Consider the following 14506-nt stretch of genomic DNA (forward strand, 5'->3'; position numbering starts at 1 on the left):
TATGGGCGTCGCTCCAACGTTTCAAAGACGCTGAAAGTACGCTTCTCGCGTTGCGCGGGCTGCGTGATCGTGCGGTATTCAGCAGACGTGCGCACTCAGCGTTTGAACTTCCCGTCGCTGATGATCGACAGATCCGCGAAGTCGATGCCGGAGTGGTCGGTGGGCGAGTAGTTGATGTCCAGCCCGCCGCCCAGGTCGTAGTTGCGCAGCCCGTCGAGTGCCGCCACCACCTTGGCTCGCGTGGGCTTCGGGCCGGCGCGGCGCAGGGCTTCCACCAGCACCTTGGCGGACGCGAAGCCTTCGAGCATCTGCGGCGAAAGTTCGGCCTGGCCCTTGGCCTTGGCGAGCGCCAGCGCTTCTTTCACCATGGGCTGGCTGATGGCCCGTTCCGACGGGAACACCTGTGTCACGATCACGCCGCCGCTGGCCTTGCCCAACTGCTTGATGAAGCCGCCCGATGCGTTGTTCGACAGCGTGACCACCTGCGCTGCCGAGCCGGCCGCGCGCAGGCCCTTCACCCCTTCGGCCACCGCGTCGGCGGAACCGATCCAGAGCACGGCCTGCGCGTTGGCCTTGGCCAGGGCAGGCAGGATGCTCGCGTAGTCGGGTTTGTCGCGGTCGGCCGGGATCACCGCCACCGGTTGAATCTTTGCCTTGGCGAAGCCGTTGTTGGCGCCTTCCAAACCGTCCTTGCCGAAGGAGTCGGCGGCATGCACCACGGCGATGCGGTCGATGCCCACGGTGTGCAGGTGCTGCACCGCCTTTTCGGACTCGCGCTGGTAGGTCGAGCGGATGTTGAAGACATGCTTCTGCACCGGCTTGTGCAGCACCATCGCACCCGTGGACGGGCCGATCAGCGCCACGCCGTGCTTGTCGAGCCACGGCAGGATCGCCTGGGTGTGCGGCGTGCCACGGCTCATGAAGAGGGCGACGACCTTGCGGTCCTCGATCAGCACGCGGGCGTTCTCGCCGGCGCGCTTGACATCGAAGGCGTCGTCCAGCCGGACGAGCTCGATCTGCTCGCCGTTCACGCCGCCCTGGCCGTTCACGCTGTCGATCACCAGCTGCGCGCCCTGGATCGTCTCGTTCATGCTGGCCGCGACCGGGCCGGTGATGCCGGCCGTCTGACCGATCAGGATCTGGGCCGATGCGGCGCTGGCGCCCAGGGCCAGCAGGCCGGCCACGCAGAGCAGACGAAGTTGCTTCATGTGAGTTCCAAAAAGGGCTGGGGTGGCCGTGCGAGCGACTTGTGCCGCGACGGTTGCATTTGTTACCAAATGTCTATTATTGGGGCCCCGGGAAAACCCTTGGGTCGTGTGCGCCATGTCACGGATGGGCCGGAAAGCTGCTCGGTCGCTTCCTAGAATGTCTGCCCCACCCCCAAGGCACGCATGACACAGGGCTCCATTCGGATTCGCGGCGCACGCCAGCACAACCTTCAGAACCTCGACCTCGACATCCGCACCGGCGAGATGACCGTGGTCACCGGCCCCAGCGGGTCGGGCAAATCGAGCCTCGTGTTCGACACGCTGTACGCCGAGGGGCAGCGGCGCTACGTCGAGACCTTCTCCGCCTACGCGCGCCAGTTCCTCGACCGCATGGACAAGCCGGCGGTCGACAAGGTGGAAGGCGTGCCGCCCGCCATCGCCATCGACCAGACCAACCCGGTGCGCTCCTCGCGCTCCACGGTCGGCACGATGACCGAGCTGAACGACCACCTGAAGCTGCTGTATGCGCGCGCCGCGCAGCTGTTCGATCGCGACACGGCGCTCCCGGTACGCCACGATTCGGCCGACACCATCTACGCGACGATGGTCGAGCGCGCCGCCGCGGCCGGCGACCCGCGCATCGTCGTGACCTTCCCGGTCGAGCTGCCCGCGTCGACCACCCCTGAAGAGGTGACGCAATGGCTGTCGGCCAGCGGCTTCACCCGCGTGCAGGCCGAGCGCGAGGTCGCGACACCGACCGGCCCGCGCAAGGTGCTCGACGTGGTGGCCGACCGCTTCCGCCTGGCCGGTGCCGAGCGCGCCCGTGTGCTGGAGGCGATCGAGACCGGTCTGAAGCGCGGCGTGGGCCGGCTCACGGTCTACGCGGTGCCGGCGGAAGAGGATGTGGAGCCGACCATCTGGAAGTTCTCGACCGGCCTGCACTGCCCCGAGAGCGACATCCGCTACGGCGACCCGATCCCTTCGATGTTCTCCTTCAACTCGGCGGTCGGCGCCTGCGACATGTGCCGCGGCTTCGGGCGCGTGATCGGCGTCGACTTCGGCCTGGTCATTCCGAACGACAAGCTCACGCTGCGCGCGGGCGCGATCAAGACCATCCAGACGCCCGCATGGAAAGAGGCGCAGGACGACCTCATGCGCCATGCCGAAGACGCCGGCATCCCGCGCGACACGCCGTGGGCCAAGCTCACGCAGGCGCAGAAAGATTGGGTGCTCGACGGCTCACCCAACTACAAGGGCCAGTGGAACAAGCAGTGGTACGGAATCAAGCGCTTCTTCGGCTACCTGGAGAGCAAGGCCTACAAGATGCACATCCGCGTGCTGCTGTCGAAGTACCGCAGCTACACGCCATGCCCGACCTGCGCCGGCGCGCGCCTGAAGCTCGACAGCCTGCTATGGCGCATCGGCAGCAAGGAAGACGCCGACGCCGTGCTCGCGCCGGCCAAGCGCTTTCTGCCGGTCGGCACGAAGTGGTCGCGTGCGCAGCTCGAGGCGCTGCCCGGCCTGTGCTTGCACGACCTGATGCTGCTGCCGATCGAGCGGCTGCGGAAGTTCTTCGATGGCATCGAGCACCGCGGCAACGGCGCCACCGCCAACGAAGGCGACGCCCAGGCGCTGAAGCTGCTGTTCGAAGAGATCACCACGCGGCTGCGCTACCTGCACGACGTCGGCATCGGCTATCTCACGCTCGACCGCCAGAGCCGCACGCTGAGCGGCGGTGAGGTGCAGCGCATCAACCTCACGACGGCGCTCGGCACCTCGCTGGTCAACACGCTGTTCGTGCTCGACGAGCCCAGCATCGGCCTGCACCCGCGCGACATGAACCGCATCACCGAAGCCATGCTGCGACTGCGCGACGCGGGCAACACGCTGGTCGTGGTCGAGCATGACCCGGCCGTGATGCTGGCGGCCGACCGCGTGATCGACATGGGCCCGGGCCCCGGCATCCGCGGCGGGCAGATCGTGTTCGACGGCACCACCGACGAACTGCGCAACGCCCACACGTTGACCGGCGACTACCTCGGCGGCCGCAAACAGATCGGCATGGGCTTCAAGCGCGCGGTGACCGACAGCACGCCGCGTCTCATCCTCGAAGGCGCACGCGAGCACAACCTTCAGAACATCACCGTCGACTTTCCGCTGCAGCGCCTGGTGGTCGTCACCGGCGTCAGCGGCTCGGGCAAGTCGACGCTGGTGCAAGACGTGCTGGCTCCGGCACTGATGCGCCACTTCGGCAAGGCGACCGAATCGCCCGGCGAGCACGACCGCCTGCTGGGCGCCGACCATCTGAGCGATGTCGTTTTCGTCGACCAATCGCCGATCGGTAAGACCGCGCGCTCCAACCCCGCGAGCTATGTCGGCGCGTGGGATGCCGTGCGCGAGATCTTCGCGACGGCCGGCTTGTCGCGCCAGCGCGGCTACACCGCCAGCAAGTTCAGCTTCAACAGCGGCGACGGGCGCTGCCCGACCTGTGGCGGCTCGGGCTTCGAGCACGTCGAGATGCAGTTCCTGTCCGACGTGTACCTGCGCTGCCCCGACTGCGACGGCAAGCGCTATCGGCCCGAGATCCTCGAGGTGAAGATCGAACGCGGCGGCCGCAGCCTGAACGTGGCCGACGTGCTCGACCTCACGGTGGCTGAGGCCGCCGCGACCTTCGCGAACGACCGCGACGTGCTGCGCGTGCTGCAGCCCATCGTCGACGTCGGGCTCGACTACGTGAAGCTGGGCCAGCCGGTGCCGACGCTGTCGGGCGGTGAGGCGCAGCGCCTCAAGCTCGCGGGCTTTCTGGCGGAGGCGGCGAAGAGCGGCACGGCGAGCAAGCAGTCGGTGGCGCGCCGCGGCACGCTCTTCCTGTTCGACGAGCCGACCACCGGCCTGCACTTCGACGACATCTCGCGCCTGATGCGCGCGCTGCGCAAGCTGCTCGACGCGGGCCATTCGCTGGTCGTCATCGAGCACAACCTCGACGTGATCCGCGCCAGCGACTGGCTCATCGACCTCGGCCCCGAAGGCGGCGACGGCGGCGGCCAGGTGGTCGCGGTCGGCACGCCGGAGCATGTGCGCGAGATGAAGGGCTCGCTCACCGGCGACGCGCTGCGCGACTACGAACTCTCGCTCGGCCCGTCGCGCCATGCGGTGCGCGAGCGCAGCGGCGCCGAGCTGGCGCGGCGTGCGCTGCCGGCCTTCGGCCGCGAGGCGATCCAGATCGTCAACGCGCGCGAGCACAACCTCAAGAACCTCTCGGTCAACATCCCGCGCGGCAAGTTCAGCGTGGTCACCGGCGTCAGCGGCTCGGGCAAGTCGACGCTGGCCTTCGACATCCTGTTCAACGAAGGCCAGCGGCGCTACCTCGAATCGCTCAACGCCTATGCGCGCAGCATCGTGCAGCCGGCGGGCCGGCCCGAGGTCGACGCGGTCTACGGCATTCCGCCGACGGTGGCCATCGAGCAGCGCCTTTCGCGCGGCGGCCGCAAGAGCACGGTGGGCACGACCACCGAGGTGTGGCACTTCCTGCGCCTGCTGTACGTCAAGCTCGGCACGCAGCATTGCATCCACGATGGCGCGGCGGTGCAGCCGCAGACGCCCGACAGCATCGCGGCGCAGCTGCTGAAGAACTTCAAGGGCCAGCACATCGGCCTGCTCGCGCCGCTGGTGAGCAACCGCAAGGGCGTGTACACCGAGCTGGCCGACTGGGCGCGGCCGCGCGGCTACACGCACCTGCGGGTCGATGGCGGCTTCCTGCCGGTCGCGCCGTTTCCGCGGCTGGACCGCTTCAAGGAACACAGCATCGAACTGCCGGTGGCGAGCCTCGACGTGTCGCCGTCGAACGAGGCGGCGCTGCGCGAAGCGCTGACCAAGGCACTCGAACTCGGCAAGGGCGTGGTGCATGTGCTGAGCGACATCGATGCGCTCAAGCCCGCCATGGAGGCCGGCGAGCCCACTGCGGGCATCGGGCGCACGCAGGTGTTCTCCACGCTGCGCGCCTGCCCGGTCTGCAGCACCAGCTACGCCGAACTCGACCCGCGCCTCTTCTCGTACAACAGCAAGCACGGATGGTGCCCCGACTGCGTGGGCACCGGCGTGAAGCTGACCAAGGACCAGCGCAAGGTCTACGACGACTCGGTGCTGGCTGACGACCAGAAGGGCCGCGAACAGACCTTCGCCGAACCCGAGGCCGAAGATGTTGGCGACGTGGTCTGTCCGACCTGCGAGGGCCGCCGCCTGAACGCGACCGCACGCGCGGTGAGCTTCGGCCCGGCGACGCATCCGGCCGCGCATGCGGGCCCGTTCGGCGCGGGCGGCATCGGCATCACCGAGATCGCGCGCATGAGCGTGATGGACATCCGGCAGTGGTTCGAGGGCCTCGCGCTCGTCGGCCGTGAGGCGGAGATCGCGCGCGACCTGGTGCCCGAGATCAAGAGCCGGCTCGAGTTCCTCGAAGAGGTCGGCCTCGGCTACCTCACACTGGACCGCGGCGCACCGACGCTGTCGGGCGGCGAGGCGCAGCGCATCCGCCTGGCCGCCCAGCTCGGCAGCAACCTGCAGGGCGTGTGCTACGTGCTCGACGAGCCGACCATCGGCCTGCATGCGCGCGACAACCGCATCCTGCTCAACGCGCTGCACAAGCTGGGCGAGAAGGGCAACACGCTGGTGGTGGTGGAGCATGACGAAGACACCATCCGCCGCGCCGATCACATCATCGACATCGGCCCCAGCGCGGGCAAGCGCGGCGGCCGACTGGTGGCCGAAGGCACGGTGGCCGACATCGAGGCGGCGGGCGATTCGCAGACGGGGCGCTACCTGCGCGATGCGATCAAGCATCCGTTGCAGGAGCGTCGCGCGGTGCCGCCGCCCGAGCCCGGCGCACCCGACTGGCTCACGGTTCACGGCGCCGACCTGCACAACCTGCAGGACGTGACGACCACGCTGCCGCTGCATCGCCTAGTCGCGATCACCGGCGTCAGCGGCTCGGGCAAGTCGACGCTGGCGCGTGACGTGCTGCTGACCAACGTGCAGGCGATCGTCATCCAGCGCATGACTAAGGCCGGACGCGACAAGGATGCGGCGGGGAAGCGCGCGGCATGGTCGGGGTGCAAGTCGGTCGACGGTTACGAGAGCATCGACCGCGTGCTCGAAGTCGACCAGACGCCCATCGGCAAGACGCCGCGCAGTTGCCCCGCGACCTACATCGGTTTCTGGGACACCATCCGCAAGCTCTTCGCCGACACGCTGGAAGCCAAGGCCCGCGGCTATGCGCCGGCGCGTTTCAGCTTCAACACAGGCGAAGGCCGCTGCCCGGCCTGCGACGGCGCCGGCATCCGCACCATCGGCATGAGCTTCCTGCCCGACGTGAAGGTGCCGTGCGAGGTCTGCCACGGCGCGCGCTTCAATCCGGAGACGCTGGCCGTCACCTGGCGCGGCAAGAGCATCGGCGACGTGCTGCAGATGGAGGTCGACGAGGCGGTCGACTTCTTCGCCGCCATGCCGAACATCAGCCACCCGCTGCAGCTGCTGAAGGACGTGGGGCTTGGCTACCTCACGCTGGGCCAGCCCTCGCCGACGCTCAGCGGCGGCGAAGCGCAGCGCATCAAGCTCGTCACCGAACTGAGCAAGGTACGCGACGACATCACGCGCCGCGGGCAGAAGGCGCCGCACACGCTGTACGTGCTCGACGAGCCGACGGTCGGCCTGCACATGGCCGACGTCGAGAAGCTGATCCATGTGCTGCACCGGCTGGTCAACGGCGGGCACAGCGTGGTGGTGATCGAGCATGACCTCGACGTCATCGCCGAGGCCGACTGGCTGATCGACCTGGGGCCGGAAGGCGGTAACGGCGGTGGGCGCATCGTCGCCGCGGCGCCGCCGGAGGAGGTGGTGAAACTCGGCACACACACCGGCGTGGCGCTGGGGCCAGTGCTGACGCGCAGGTGACCGACGCGGGACTTCACCGATTGCGCGGTGAAGTCCCCTTCGGCCCAATGGACGGCTTCGGATTTTTCTCCAGGAAGCCTTTCATGCAACGTCGTTCCCTCGTCTCTTTCGGCGCTGTTGCGCTGGCTGCGGCCACCTTGGCCGCGCCTTTCGCCGTGCAGGCGCAAGCCTTTCCCAGCCGCCCGGTCAAGCTCGTGATCGCGTTCCCGGCGGGCGGCCCCACCGACATCACGATGCGCCAGCTGGCCGACAACGCCAGCAAGATCCTCGGCCAACCGGTCATCGTCGACAACAAGCCCGGCGCCGGCGGCACGCTGCCCGCGCAGGCGCTGCAGGGCGCGCCGGCCGACGGCTACACGGTGGCGCAGATCCCGCTTGGCGTGTTCCGGCTCGGCTACACCACCAAGATCAACTGGGACCCGATCAAGGACATCAGCTACGTCATCAACGTCACCGGCTATGCCTTCGGCATCGTGGTGCCGGCCGACAGCCCCTTCAAGACCTGGAAAGACTTCGTCGACTACGCCAAGGCCAACCCGGGCAAGCTGAGTTACGGCTCGACAGGCACGCTGACCAGCCCGCACCTCACCACCGAGCGCATCGCGCAGCAGGCCGGCATCCAGCTGCAGCACATCCCGTACAAGGGCAGCGCTGATCTGATGCTCGCGCTGCAGAGCGGGCAGCTGATGGCCGGCGCCGACAGCACCGGCTTCGCCACGCTGGTCGAGGCCGGCAAGCTGCGCGTGCTCAACACCTGGGGCGAGAAGCGCCTGGCCAAGTTCCCCGACGCGCCCACGCTGAAGGAACTGGGCTACGACATCGTGCAGAACTCGCCCTTCGGCATCGGCGCGCCCAAGGGCACGCCGCCCGAGGTGGTCAAGAAGCTGCACGACGCCTTCAAGCAGGCGATGGAAGAGCCGAGCTACGTGGCCGCGCTGGGCAAGTACGACATGCTGCCCGACTACAAGAGCAGCGCCCAATACGCGCAGTTCGCGCAGGACACGGTGGCGCGCGAGAAGGTGATCATCGAGAAGCTCGGGCTGGCGAAGGGGCAATGAAAAAAGCCGCTACCAAGCGGTAGCGGCTTCGATGCCTGGAGGGCGTGCGGCGAGATCAGGCCGCCATGATCGACACCGCCTTGGTGTTCAGGTATGCCTCGACAGCCTCCGGGCCGCCTTCTGAACCGTAGCCCGAATCCTTCACGCCGCCGAAAGGCATTTCCGGCGAGGGCGTGGCGGGCTGGTTGATCCACAGCATGCCGACTTCGACGCGGCGCGCCAGCTGGTGCGCGTTCTTGATCGAGGTGGTGAACGCATAGCCGGCCAGGCCGAAGGGCAGGCGGTTGGATTCGGCGATGGCTTCGTCCAGCGTGTCGAAGCCGCGGATGGCGGCAACCGGGCCGAAAGGCTCGTTGTTGAAGATGTCCGCATCGAGCGACACGTCGGTCAGCACGGTTGGCGCGAAGAAGTTGCCGCTGCTGCCCACGCGCTCGCCGCCGGTCGCAACCTTGGCGCCGGTGGCTTGTGCGTTCTCGATCACCTTGGCCATGGCCGTCAGGCGGCGGTCGTTGGCGAGCGGGCCGAGGGTCGTGCCTTCGGCCAGGCCGTCGCCGAGCTTCAGGCTCTGTGCGTGCTTCACCAGCAGTTGCGCGAACTCGGCCTTCAGGCTGTTGTGCACCAGGAAGCGGGTCGGCGAGATGCAGACCTGGCCGGCGTTGCGGAACTTGGCGGCACCGGCGGCCTTCACGGCCAGCGCGACGTCGGCGTCTTCCGCCACGATCACCGGGGCGTGGCCGCCGAGCTCCATCGTCGCGCGCTTCATGTGGGCGCCGGCCAGGGCGGCCAGCTGCTTGCCGACGGGCGTCGAGCCGGTGAAGGTGATCTTGCGGATCACCGGGTGCGGGATCAGGTAGTTCGAGATCTCGGCCGGGTCGCCGAAGACCAGGCCCACGGTGCCGGCCGGCACGCCGGCGTCGACGAAGGCCTTGATCAGCGCAGCGGGCGATGCGGGCGTTTCTTCCGGCGCCTTCACCAGGAACGAGCAGCCGGCGGCCAGCGCGGCGCCCAGCTTGCGCACCACCTGGTTGATCGGGAAGTTCCACGGCGTGAAGGCCGCGACGGGGCCGACCGGCTCCTTCATCACCAGTTGCTGTGCGGCCAGGTTGCGCGAGGGCACGATGCGGCCGTACACGCGACGGCCTTCGTCGGCGAACCATTCGATGATGTCGGCCGAGGCCAAAGTCTCGACACGGGCTTCGGCCAGCGGCTTGCCTTGCTCTTGCGTCAGCAGCGGCGCGATCTGGTCGGCGCGTTCACGGATCAGGCCGGCGGCGCGACGCATGATCGCGGCGCGCTCGTTGGCCGGCACGTCGCGCCAGGCTTCGAAGCCCTTCTGCGCCGCGGCCAGCGCACGGTCGAGGTCGGCGATGCCTGCATGGGCGACCTGGCCGATCACCTGGCCGGTGGCGGGGTTGCGAACGTCGAGCGTCTTGCCGCTCTTGGCGTCGACCCATTCATTGGCGATGAGCAGTTGGGTGGCGGGGTAGGAAGTGGTCATGAGGCGTCTTTCGTCGGACAACGGAGGATGGAAAGAAACGGGGGCGGGGTGTCGGCGGAGTCGCCGCCACAGCATCGGCGCGGGGCCGAGTCCGACATGCTACGCCAACGGCCGCGAACGCGTCAGCGTGCGGCCAGCACGGCCGTGGCCACCTCTGCGAAGCCGGCGCCGCGCTCGCCCTGCGTCACGTAGCGCGGCAGATCTTTCAGCTGCGGCACGAATCGCGCCACGTTGGCCACGCCGATGCTGTGCGCGAAGGTCTTGAACATCAGCTGGTCGTTGGTGGAGTCGCCGACGTAGGCCCAGCGGTCCGTCTCGGCGTCGAGGTCGCGCTCCCAGAGCTCGCGCACGATCCAGCGCGCGCCGACCAACTTGTTGTGGTCGCCATACCACCCGTTGATGTGGATGCTGCTCACGGTGGCATGCATGCCTTCGTCGCGCATGCGCTGCACGACCTCGTCGATCTGCGCCTGGCTCAGCTGCGTGAACTCGCTGTGGTCGATGGCGATGTCGCATTCGCGGCCGGCCGAATCGGTGGCGCGTACCACGCCGGGCATCTCGCGCTCTATGCGCGCGAGCACCTGCTGCATGCGCGCGTAGTTCGCGGTGCGCGTGCCGAGGTCCTGCTGGTAGCGCTTTTGCAGCGTGCCGTCGGGCTGCCGCTCGAGCGCGACGGCACCGTTCTCGGCCACGATCGCGTCCAGCGGCCAGGCCGTGGCGAACGGCTCGCTCCAGCCCACCGGCCGGCCGGTGATCGCAACCACCTGCAGACCGGCGGCCTTCAATGCGGCCAGCGCCTGCAAGGCATCGGGCGTGATGGCGCCGTCGGTGGTGAGGGTGTCGTCGATGTCGGTGAAGACGCCGACGAGCTGCGTGCGCGAAGCGGCGGACCATTGCGCCAGGGGCAGCATGCGTTCTTTGGTGGGGGGGCGTGAGAGGAGCATTCGTGCGGCGGTGAAGTTGGCGATCAGGCCGACGCAACTGCCCAATGCGACGCCGACGGTCGGCGCTGCGGGCCCGGGCATCCAGTGCAGGGTCAAAACGTAAACCGTGTAGTTGATCGCCGCGCCGCCGAGCATCGAGGTGATGTAGGTGATGTATTCGCGCCCGATCGACAGACGTGCGTGCGCACCTGGCGCAGGGCGGAAAGTGAACGTGCGATTGAGCCCCCAGGTGCAGGTCGCCGCAGCGAGGAAAGACAGGGCGCGTGCCAGGTACCAGCCTAACCACGGCGCCAGCAAGTGCAACACGGCGAGGTCCACCAGCAAGCCGGCAATGCCAACCATGCCGAACTGGACAAAGGGGCGGTTGAGGAGCGTCTTCAGCATGGGTGAGGCGTGCGCATCATGGCGCGACGGGTGGCTTGAGCTTGTAGAGCTTCACGGCGCCCTCGGTCCAGACACGCTCGAAATAGCGATCGAAATCCGCCTGCGAGGCCACGCCCGGAAACCGCTCCGCATGGACGGCCAGCGCGTCGAAATGTTCCTGGGTCAGCTTCCGGTGAAGCTGGGCCGGTGGCAGGGACGCATAGTCTGCGTAGCGCCAGGGGCCGAACACCTCGCCCCATATCGGTTGTGGCGCGTAGTAGAGCGAGTCCTCGCTGCCCAGTTGGTAGATACGGCCCACAGGGTGCGTCTTCAGGTGTTCCCAGAGCGGGTAGCCGGGAACGCGCTTCGCGAGCAACGCTGCGCGCGCCTCGGGCGTGGGTGAGATCCGCTTCCAGTAACGGACGACTTCCGCCGTGGCCGTTAGTGCCAGATAGACCAGCAACAGTGTCACTGCCACCTTCACGACCACGCGCTGGCGCAGAGCGGGAATCGCTGTGGACACAACGCGGAGCAGGTACACGGTGCCGGCGGCCGACAGTAGCACCAGCACGGGATAGGCCGACAGGAGGTAGCGTGGGTAGGGCACGCTGACCGCCCAGGTCAGCGTCATGTAGCCACCCATGATCAACGCGCGGCGCACCGCCATGCTGCGGCGCAGGGTCGGAATGAAAGGCACCGCGAGCGCCGGCCACAGGGGCCAGGCGGGCCAGCCACGCGCGCGTCGAAGGTCTTCGAACTGCCAGTGGTGATCGGAGGCGCTCCAGTCGGTGAAGCCGAAGAGCCGTCCTCCCATGGGGTTGAACGGGTCGCCCGTCAGCAGGGCATTGCGGCCATACCAGTAGATGCACGGGACGAGCAGGGCGCCGGCGACGAGCAGCCACGTCGTCGGGCGCCGATCGCGCCAGATCAGCCCCACGGCAAACAGCGGCAACAGTGTCAACGCCTGGTACTTGGCGCCCACCGCGAGGCCCAGGGCGAAGGCGCAGGGCAGGAGCCACCGGCGGTTGTCGGTGGTCCGCCAGGTTTGGAAGCTTGCGCCAGCGACCAGCACGAACAGTGCGACGCCCATGTCGACATAGGCACGGGTGAACTCGTCCCTGGCCAACAGCACCCACAGCGAAGCGGCCACGCACGCGGTCAAGCGGTCGAGGTGCTGCACACCCAGGCGGTAGATCAGCCAGGCTGTCAGCCACCCCGCCGAGGCATGCAGCAGATGGGGCAGCACGTCGTTGTCGAAAAGCAGTGCGCCCGCATAGAGCAGATCGAAGTTGTACGGAAACCATGGGTAGCGCAGCCATCCGTTCACCGTCAGATGGCCGCTGGCGGCCCACTGCTGCGCATGCGGCAGGTGGTACATCAGCGCGTCCCAATGGGTGGGCGGAGGCAGTGGCGCGGTCAGGGTCGACAGCAGTACGACCGCCAGGGCGATCAGGCCCCATCGATCAGCTGGCGGCATCGCTTGCCAGCCGGATATCCAGGCGGGCCGGCGAACGACGGATCGGTGCGCGAATGCCTGCCATGCGCCGAGCAGCAACCCTGCCGCGATCAGGAGGCCGACGAAGCGCACGGTCAATTGCCCGGCGATCGCCAGGCCTTGCAGCACGCAGATGCCGATGCCCAGGCCCAGCGCGATGGCCAGCGGCACACCGAGGCGCGGCGCCGGATCGCGGTCGATCTTCAGCAGGCGCAGCGATGTCTCGCCCCATCCCCAGCAGGCGGCCACCACCAGCGCGAGCACGCCGTACTGGCCCAGCAGGAACCCGAGCTTGTCCATGGTGTTCCGCGCGGCGCGCTAGCCGGCCGATTGCAACGCCAGCCCCGCATGCTCCCGCAACGGATGGAAGTGAATCTTGGGAAAACGTTCCTGCGCCAGCCGCACGTCATAGGGCGAGGTGCAGAGATAGGCCAGCGTGTTGGCCGCGTCGAGCGCCATGCGTGCCGGATAGGCGTTGACGAACTCGCGCAGTTCGGCCGGTGTGTTGGCCGTGATCCAGCGTGCGCCGGTGTACTGGCAACCCTCGAGCCGCACGTCGGCGTCGTACTCGGCCTTCAGGCGGTGCTGCACGACTTCGAACTGCAATTGCCCGACGGCGCCCAGCAGCATCGGGCCACCGACCTCGGGGCGGAAGACCTGGATCGCGCCTTCTTCGCCCAGCTGCGCCAGCCCCTGCTGCAGTTGCTTGGTGCGCAGGGGGTTCTTCAGGATCACCGTCATGAAGAGTTCAGGTGCGAAGAAGGGCAGGCCGGTGAACATCAGGTTCGCGCCGTCGGTGATGGTGTCGCCCAGCTGCACGCCGCCGTGCGTGGTGAAGCCGACGATGTCGCCCGCGTAGGCTTCTTCCACCGCTTCGCGGCGCTGGCTCATGAAGGTCACGACGCTGGTCGGACGCAGTTCTTTCGAGGTGCGCTGCACCTTAAGCTTCATGCCCGGCGTGTACTTGCCCGAAGCCATGCGCACGAAGGCGATGCGGTCGCGGTGGTTGGCGTCCATGTTGGCCTGCACCTTGAACACCACGCCGGCGAAGTCCTTGTCCGCAGGCTGGATCTCTTTCACGACCGGCTGGCGGTTGACCATCGTCGTGCTGATGCGCGACTGCGGTGGCGGCGCCAGATCGACCAAGGCGTCGAGCACTTCCATCACGCCGAAGTTGTTCACGCCGGAGCCAAAGAACACCGGCGTCTGCTTGCCGGCGAGGAAGGCCGCATGGTCCCAGGTGGGCGACGCGCCGGTGGCGAGCTCCATGCTGTCCATGGCCGATTCGAAGTCGGCGCCGAAGCGCTGGGTCAGCGTGTCGCGATCGCTCAGCGGGATGGTCTCGAAGTCGTCCGACAGGCGCTCCTTGCCCGACTCGAACACCGTCATCGCCTGCGTGCGCAGGTTCATGATTCCGCGGAAGCTCTTGCCCTGGCCGACCGGCCAGGTCATCGGCACGCAGGGCATGCCGAGTTCGCGCTCCACCTCGTCGAGGATGTCGAGCGGCTCGCGCACCTCGCGGTCCATCTTGTTGACGAAGGTGATGATGGGTGTGTCGCGCTGCCGGCAGACCTCAATCAGCCGCCGCGTCTGGGCTTCCACGCCGTTGGCGGCGTCGATCACCATCAGCGCCGAATCGACGGCGGTCAACACGCGGTAGGTGTCTTCCGAGAAGTCCTTGTGGCCGGGCGTGTCGAGCAGGTTGATCACGTGGTCGCGGTACAGCATCTGCATGACCGACGAAGCCACCGAGATGCCGCGCTGCTTTTCGATCTCCATCCAGTCCGAGGTGGCGTGGCGCGAGGCCTTGCGCGCCTTCACCGAGCCGGCGATCTGGATCGCGCCGGAGAACAGCAGCAGCTTTTCGGTGAGCGTGGTCTTGCCGGCGTCCGGGTGGGAAATGATCGCGAAGGTGCGACGGCGGCGGGTTTCGGATTCGAAGGTCATGGCGTGAACGCGGGGCGCGCGAAGAACGGTGAGCGCGTGGCGCT

7 protein-coding genes are annotated in these 14506 nt (G+C 67.9%); 2 read left to right on the top strand and 5 right to left on the bottom strand.

Annotated features, from left to right (window positions below):
* Window positions 1-95: 95 nt before the first annotated feature.
* Window positions 96-1208 (bottom strand): ABC transporter substrate-binding protein, encoded by a 1113-nt coding sequence (locus ACSFA0_RS20375; protein WP_435452114.1) that lies wholly within the window; start codon window positions 1206-1208, stop codon window positions 96-98.
* Between the two features lie 183 nt (window positions 1209-1391).
* Here ACSFA0_RS20375 and uvrA point away from each other — a divergent pair, with 183 nt between their 5' ends.
* Complete coding sequence (gene uvrA / locus ACSFA0_RS20380) at window positions 1392-7157, top strand: excinuclease ABC subunit UvrA (protein WP_435452115.1); 5766 nt, start codon at window positions 1392-1394, stop codon at window positions 7155-7157.
* An 83-nt stretch (window positions 7158-7240) separates the two neighbouring features.
* A complete protein-coding gene (locus tag ACSFA0_RS20385; RefSeq protein WP_435452116.1) occupies window positions 7241-8215 on the top strand; it encodes a tripartite tricarboxylate transporter substrate binding protein in 975 nt (324 codons plus the stop codon).
* A gap of 55 nt (window positions 8216-8270) precedes the next feature.
* On the opposite strand, the gene ACSFA0_RS20390 is transcribed toward ACSFA0_RS20385, so the two are convergent.
* From ACSFA0_RS20390 to ACSFA0_RS20405, 4 genes are all read right to left on the bottom strand, one after another.
* Window positions 8271-9713, bottom strand: a complete 1443-nt coding sequence (locus tag ACSFA0_RS20390; protein WP_435452117.1) for an NAD-dependent succinate-semialdehyde dehydrogenase — start codon at window positions 9711-9713, stop codon at window positions 8271-8273.
* Between the two features lie 122 nt (window positions 9714-9835).
* Window positions 9836-11041: an HAD-IIB family hydrolase gene (locus tag ACSFA0_RS20395; RefSeq protein WP_435452118.1), complete on the bottom strand. Its 1206-nt coding sequence runs from the start codon at window positions 11039-11041 to the stop codon at window positions 9836-9838.
* A gap of 16 nt (window positions 11042-11057) precedes the next feature.
* Window positions 11058-12815, bottom strand: a complete 1758-nt coding sequence (locus ACSFA0_RS20400) for an ArnT family glycosyltransferase (RefSeq protein ID WP_435452119.1) — start codon at window positions 12813-12815, stop codon at window positions 11058-11060.
* Window positions 12816-12833: 18 nt separating this feature from the next.
* The gene (locus ACSFA0_RS20405; protein ID WP_435452120.1) at window positions 12834-14462 is read right to left on the bottom strand and encodes a peptide chain release factor 3; all 1629 of its coding nucleotides are present in this window, start codon (window positions 14460-14462) and stop codon (window positions 12834-12836) included.
* Window positions 14463-14506: the final 44 nt, after the last annotated feature.

The sequence above is a fragment of the Variovorax restrictus genome (assembly GCF_051216715.1).
Taxonomy (GTDB): Bacteria; Pseudomonadota; Gammaproteobacteria; order Burkholderiales; family Burkholderiaceae_C; genus Variovorax.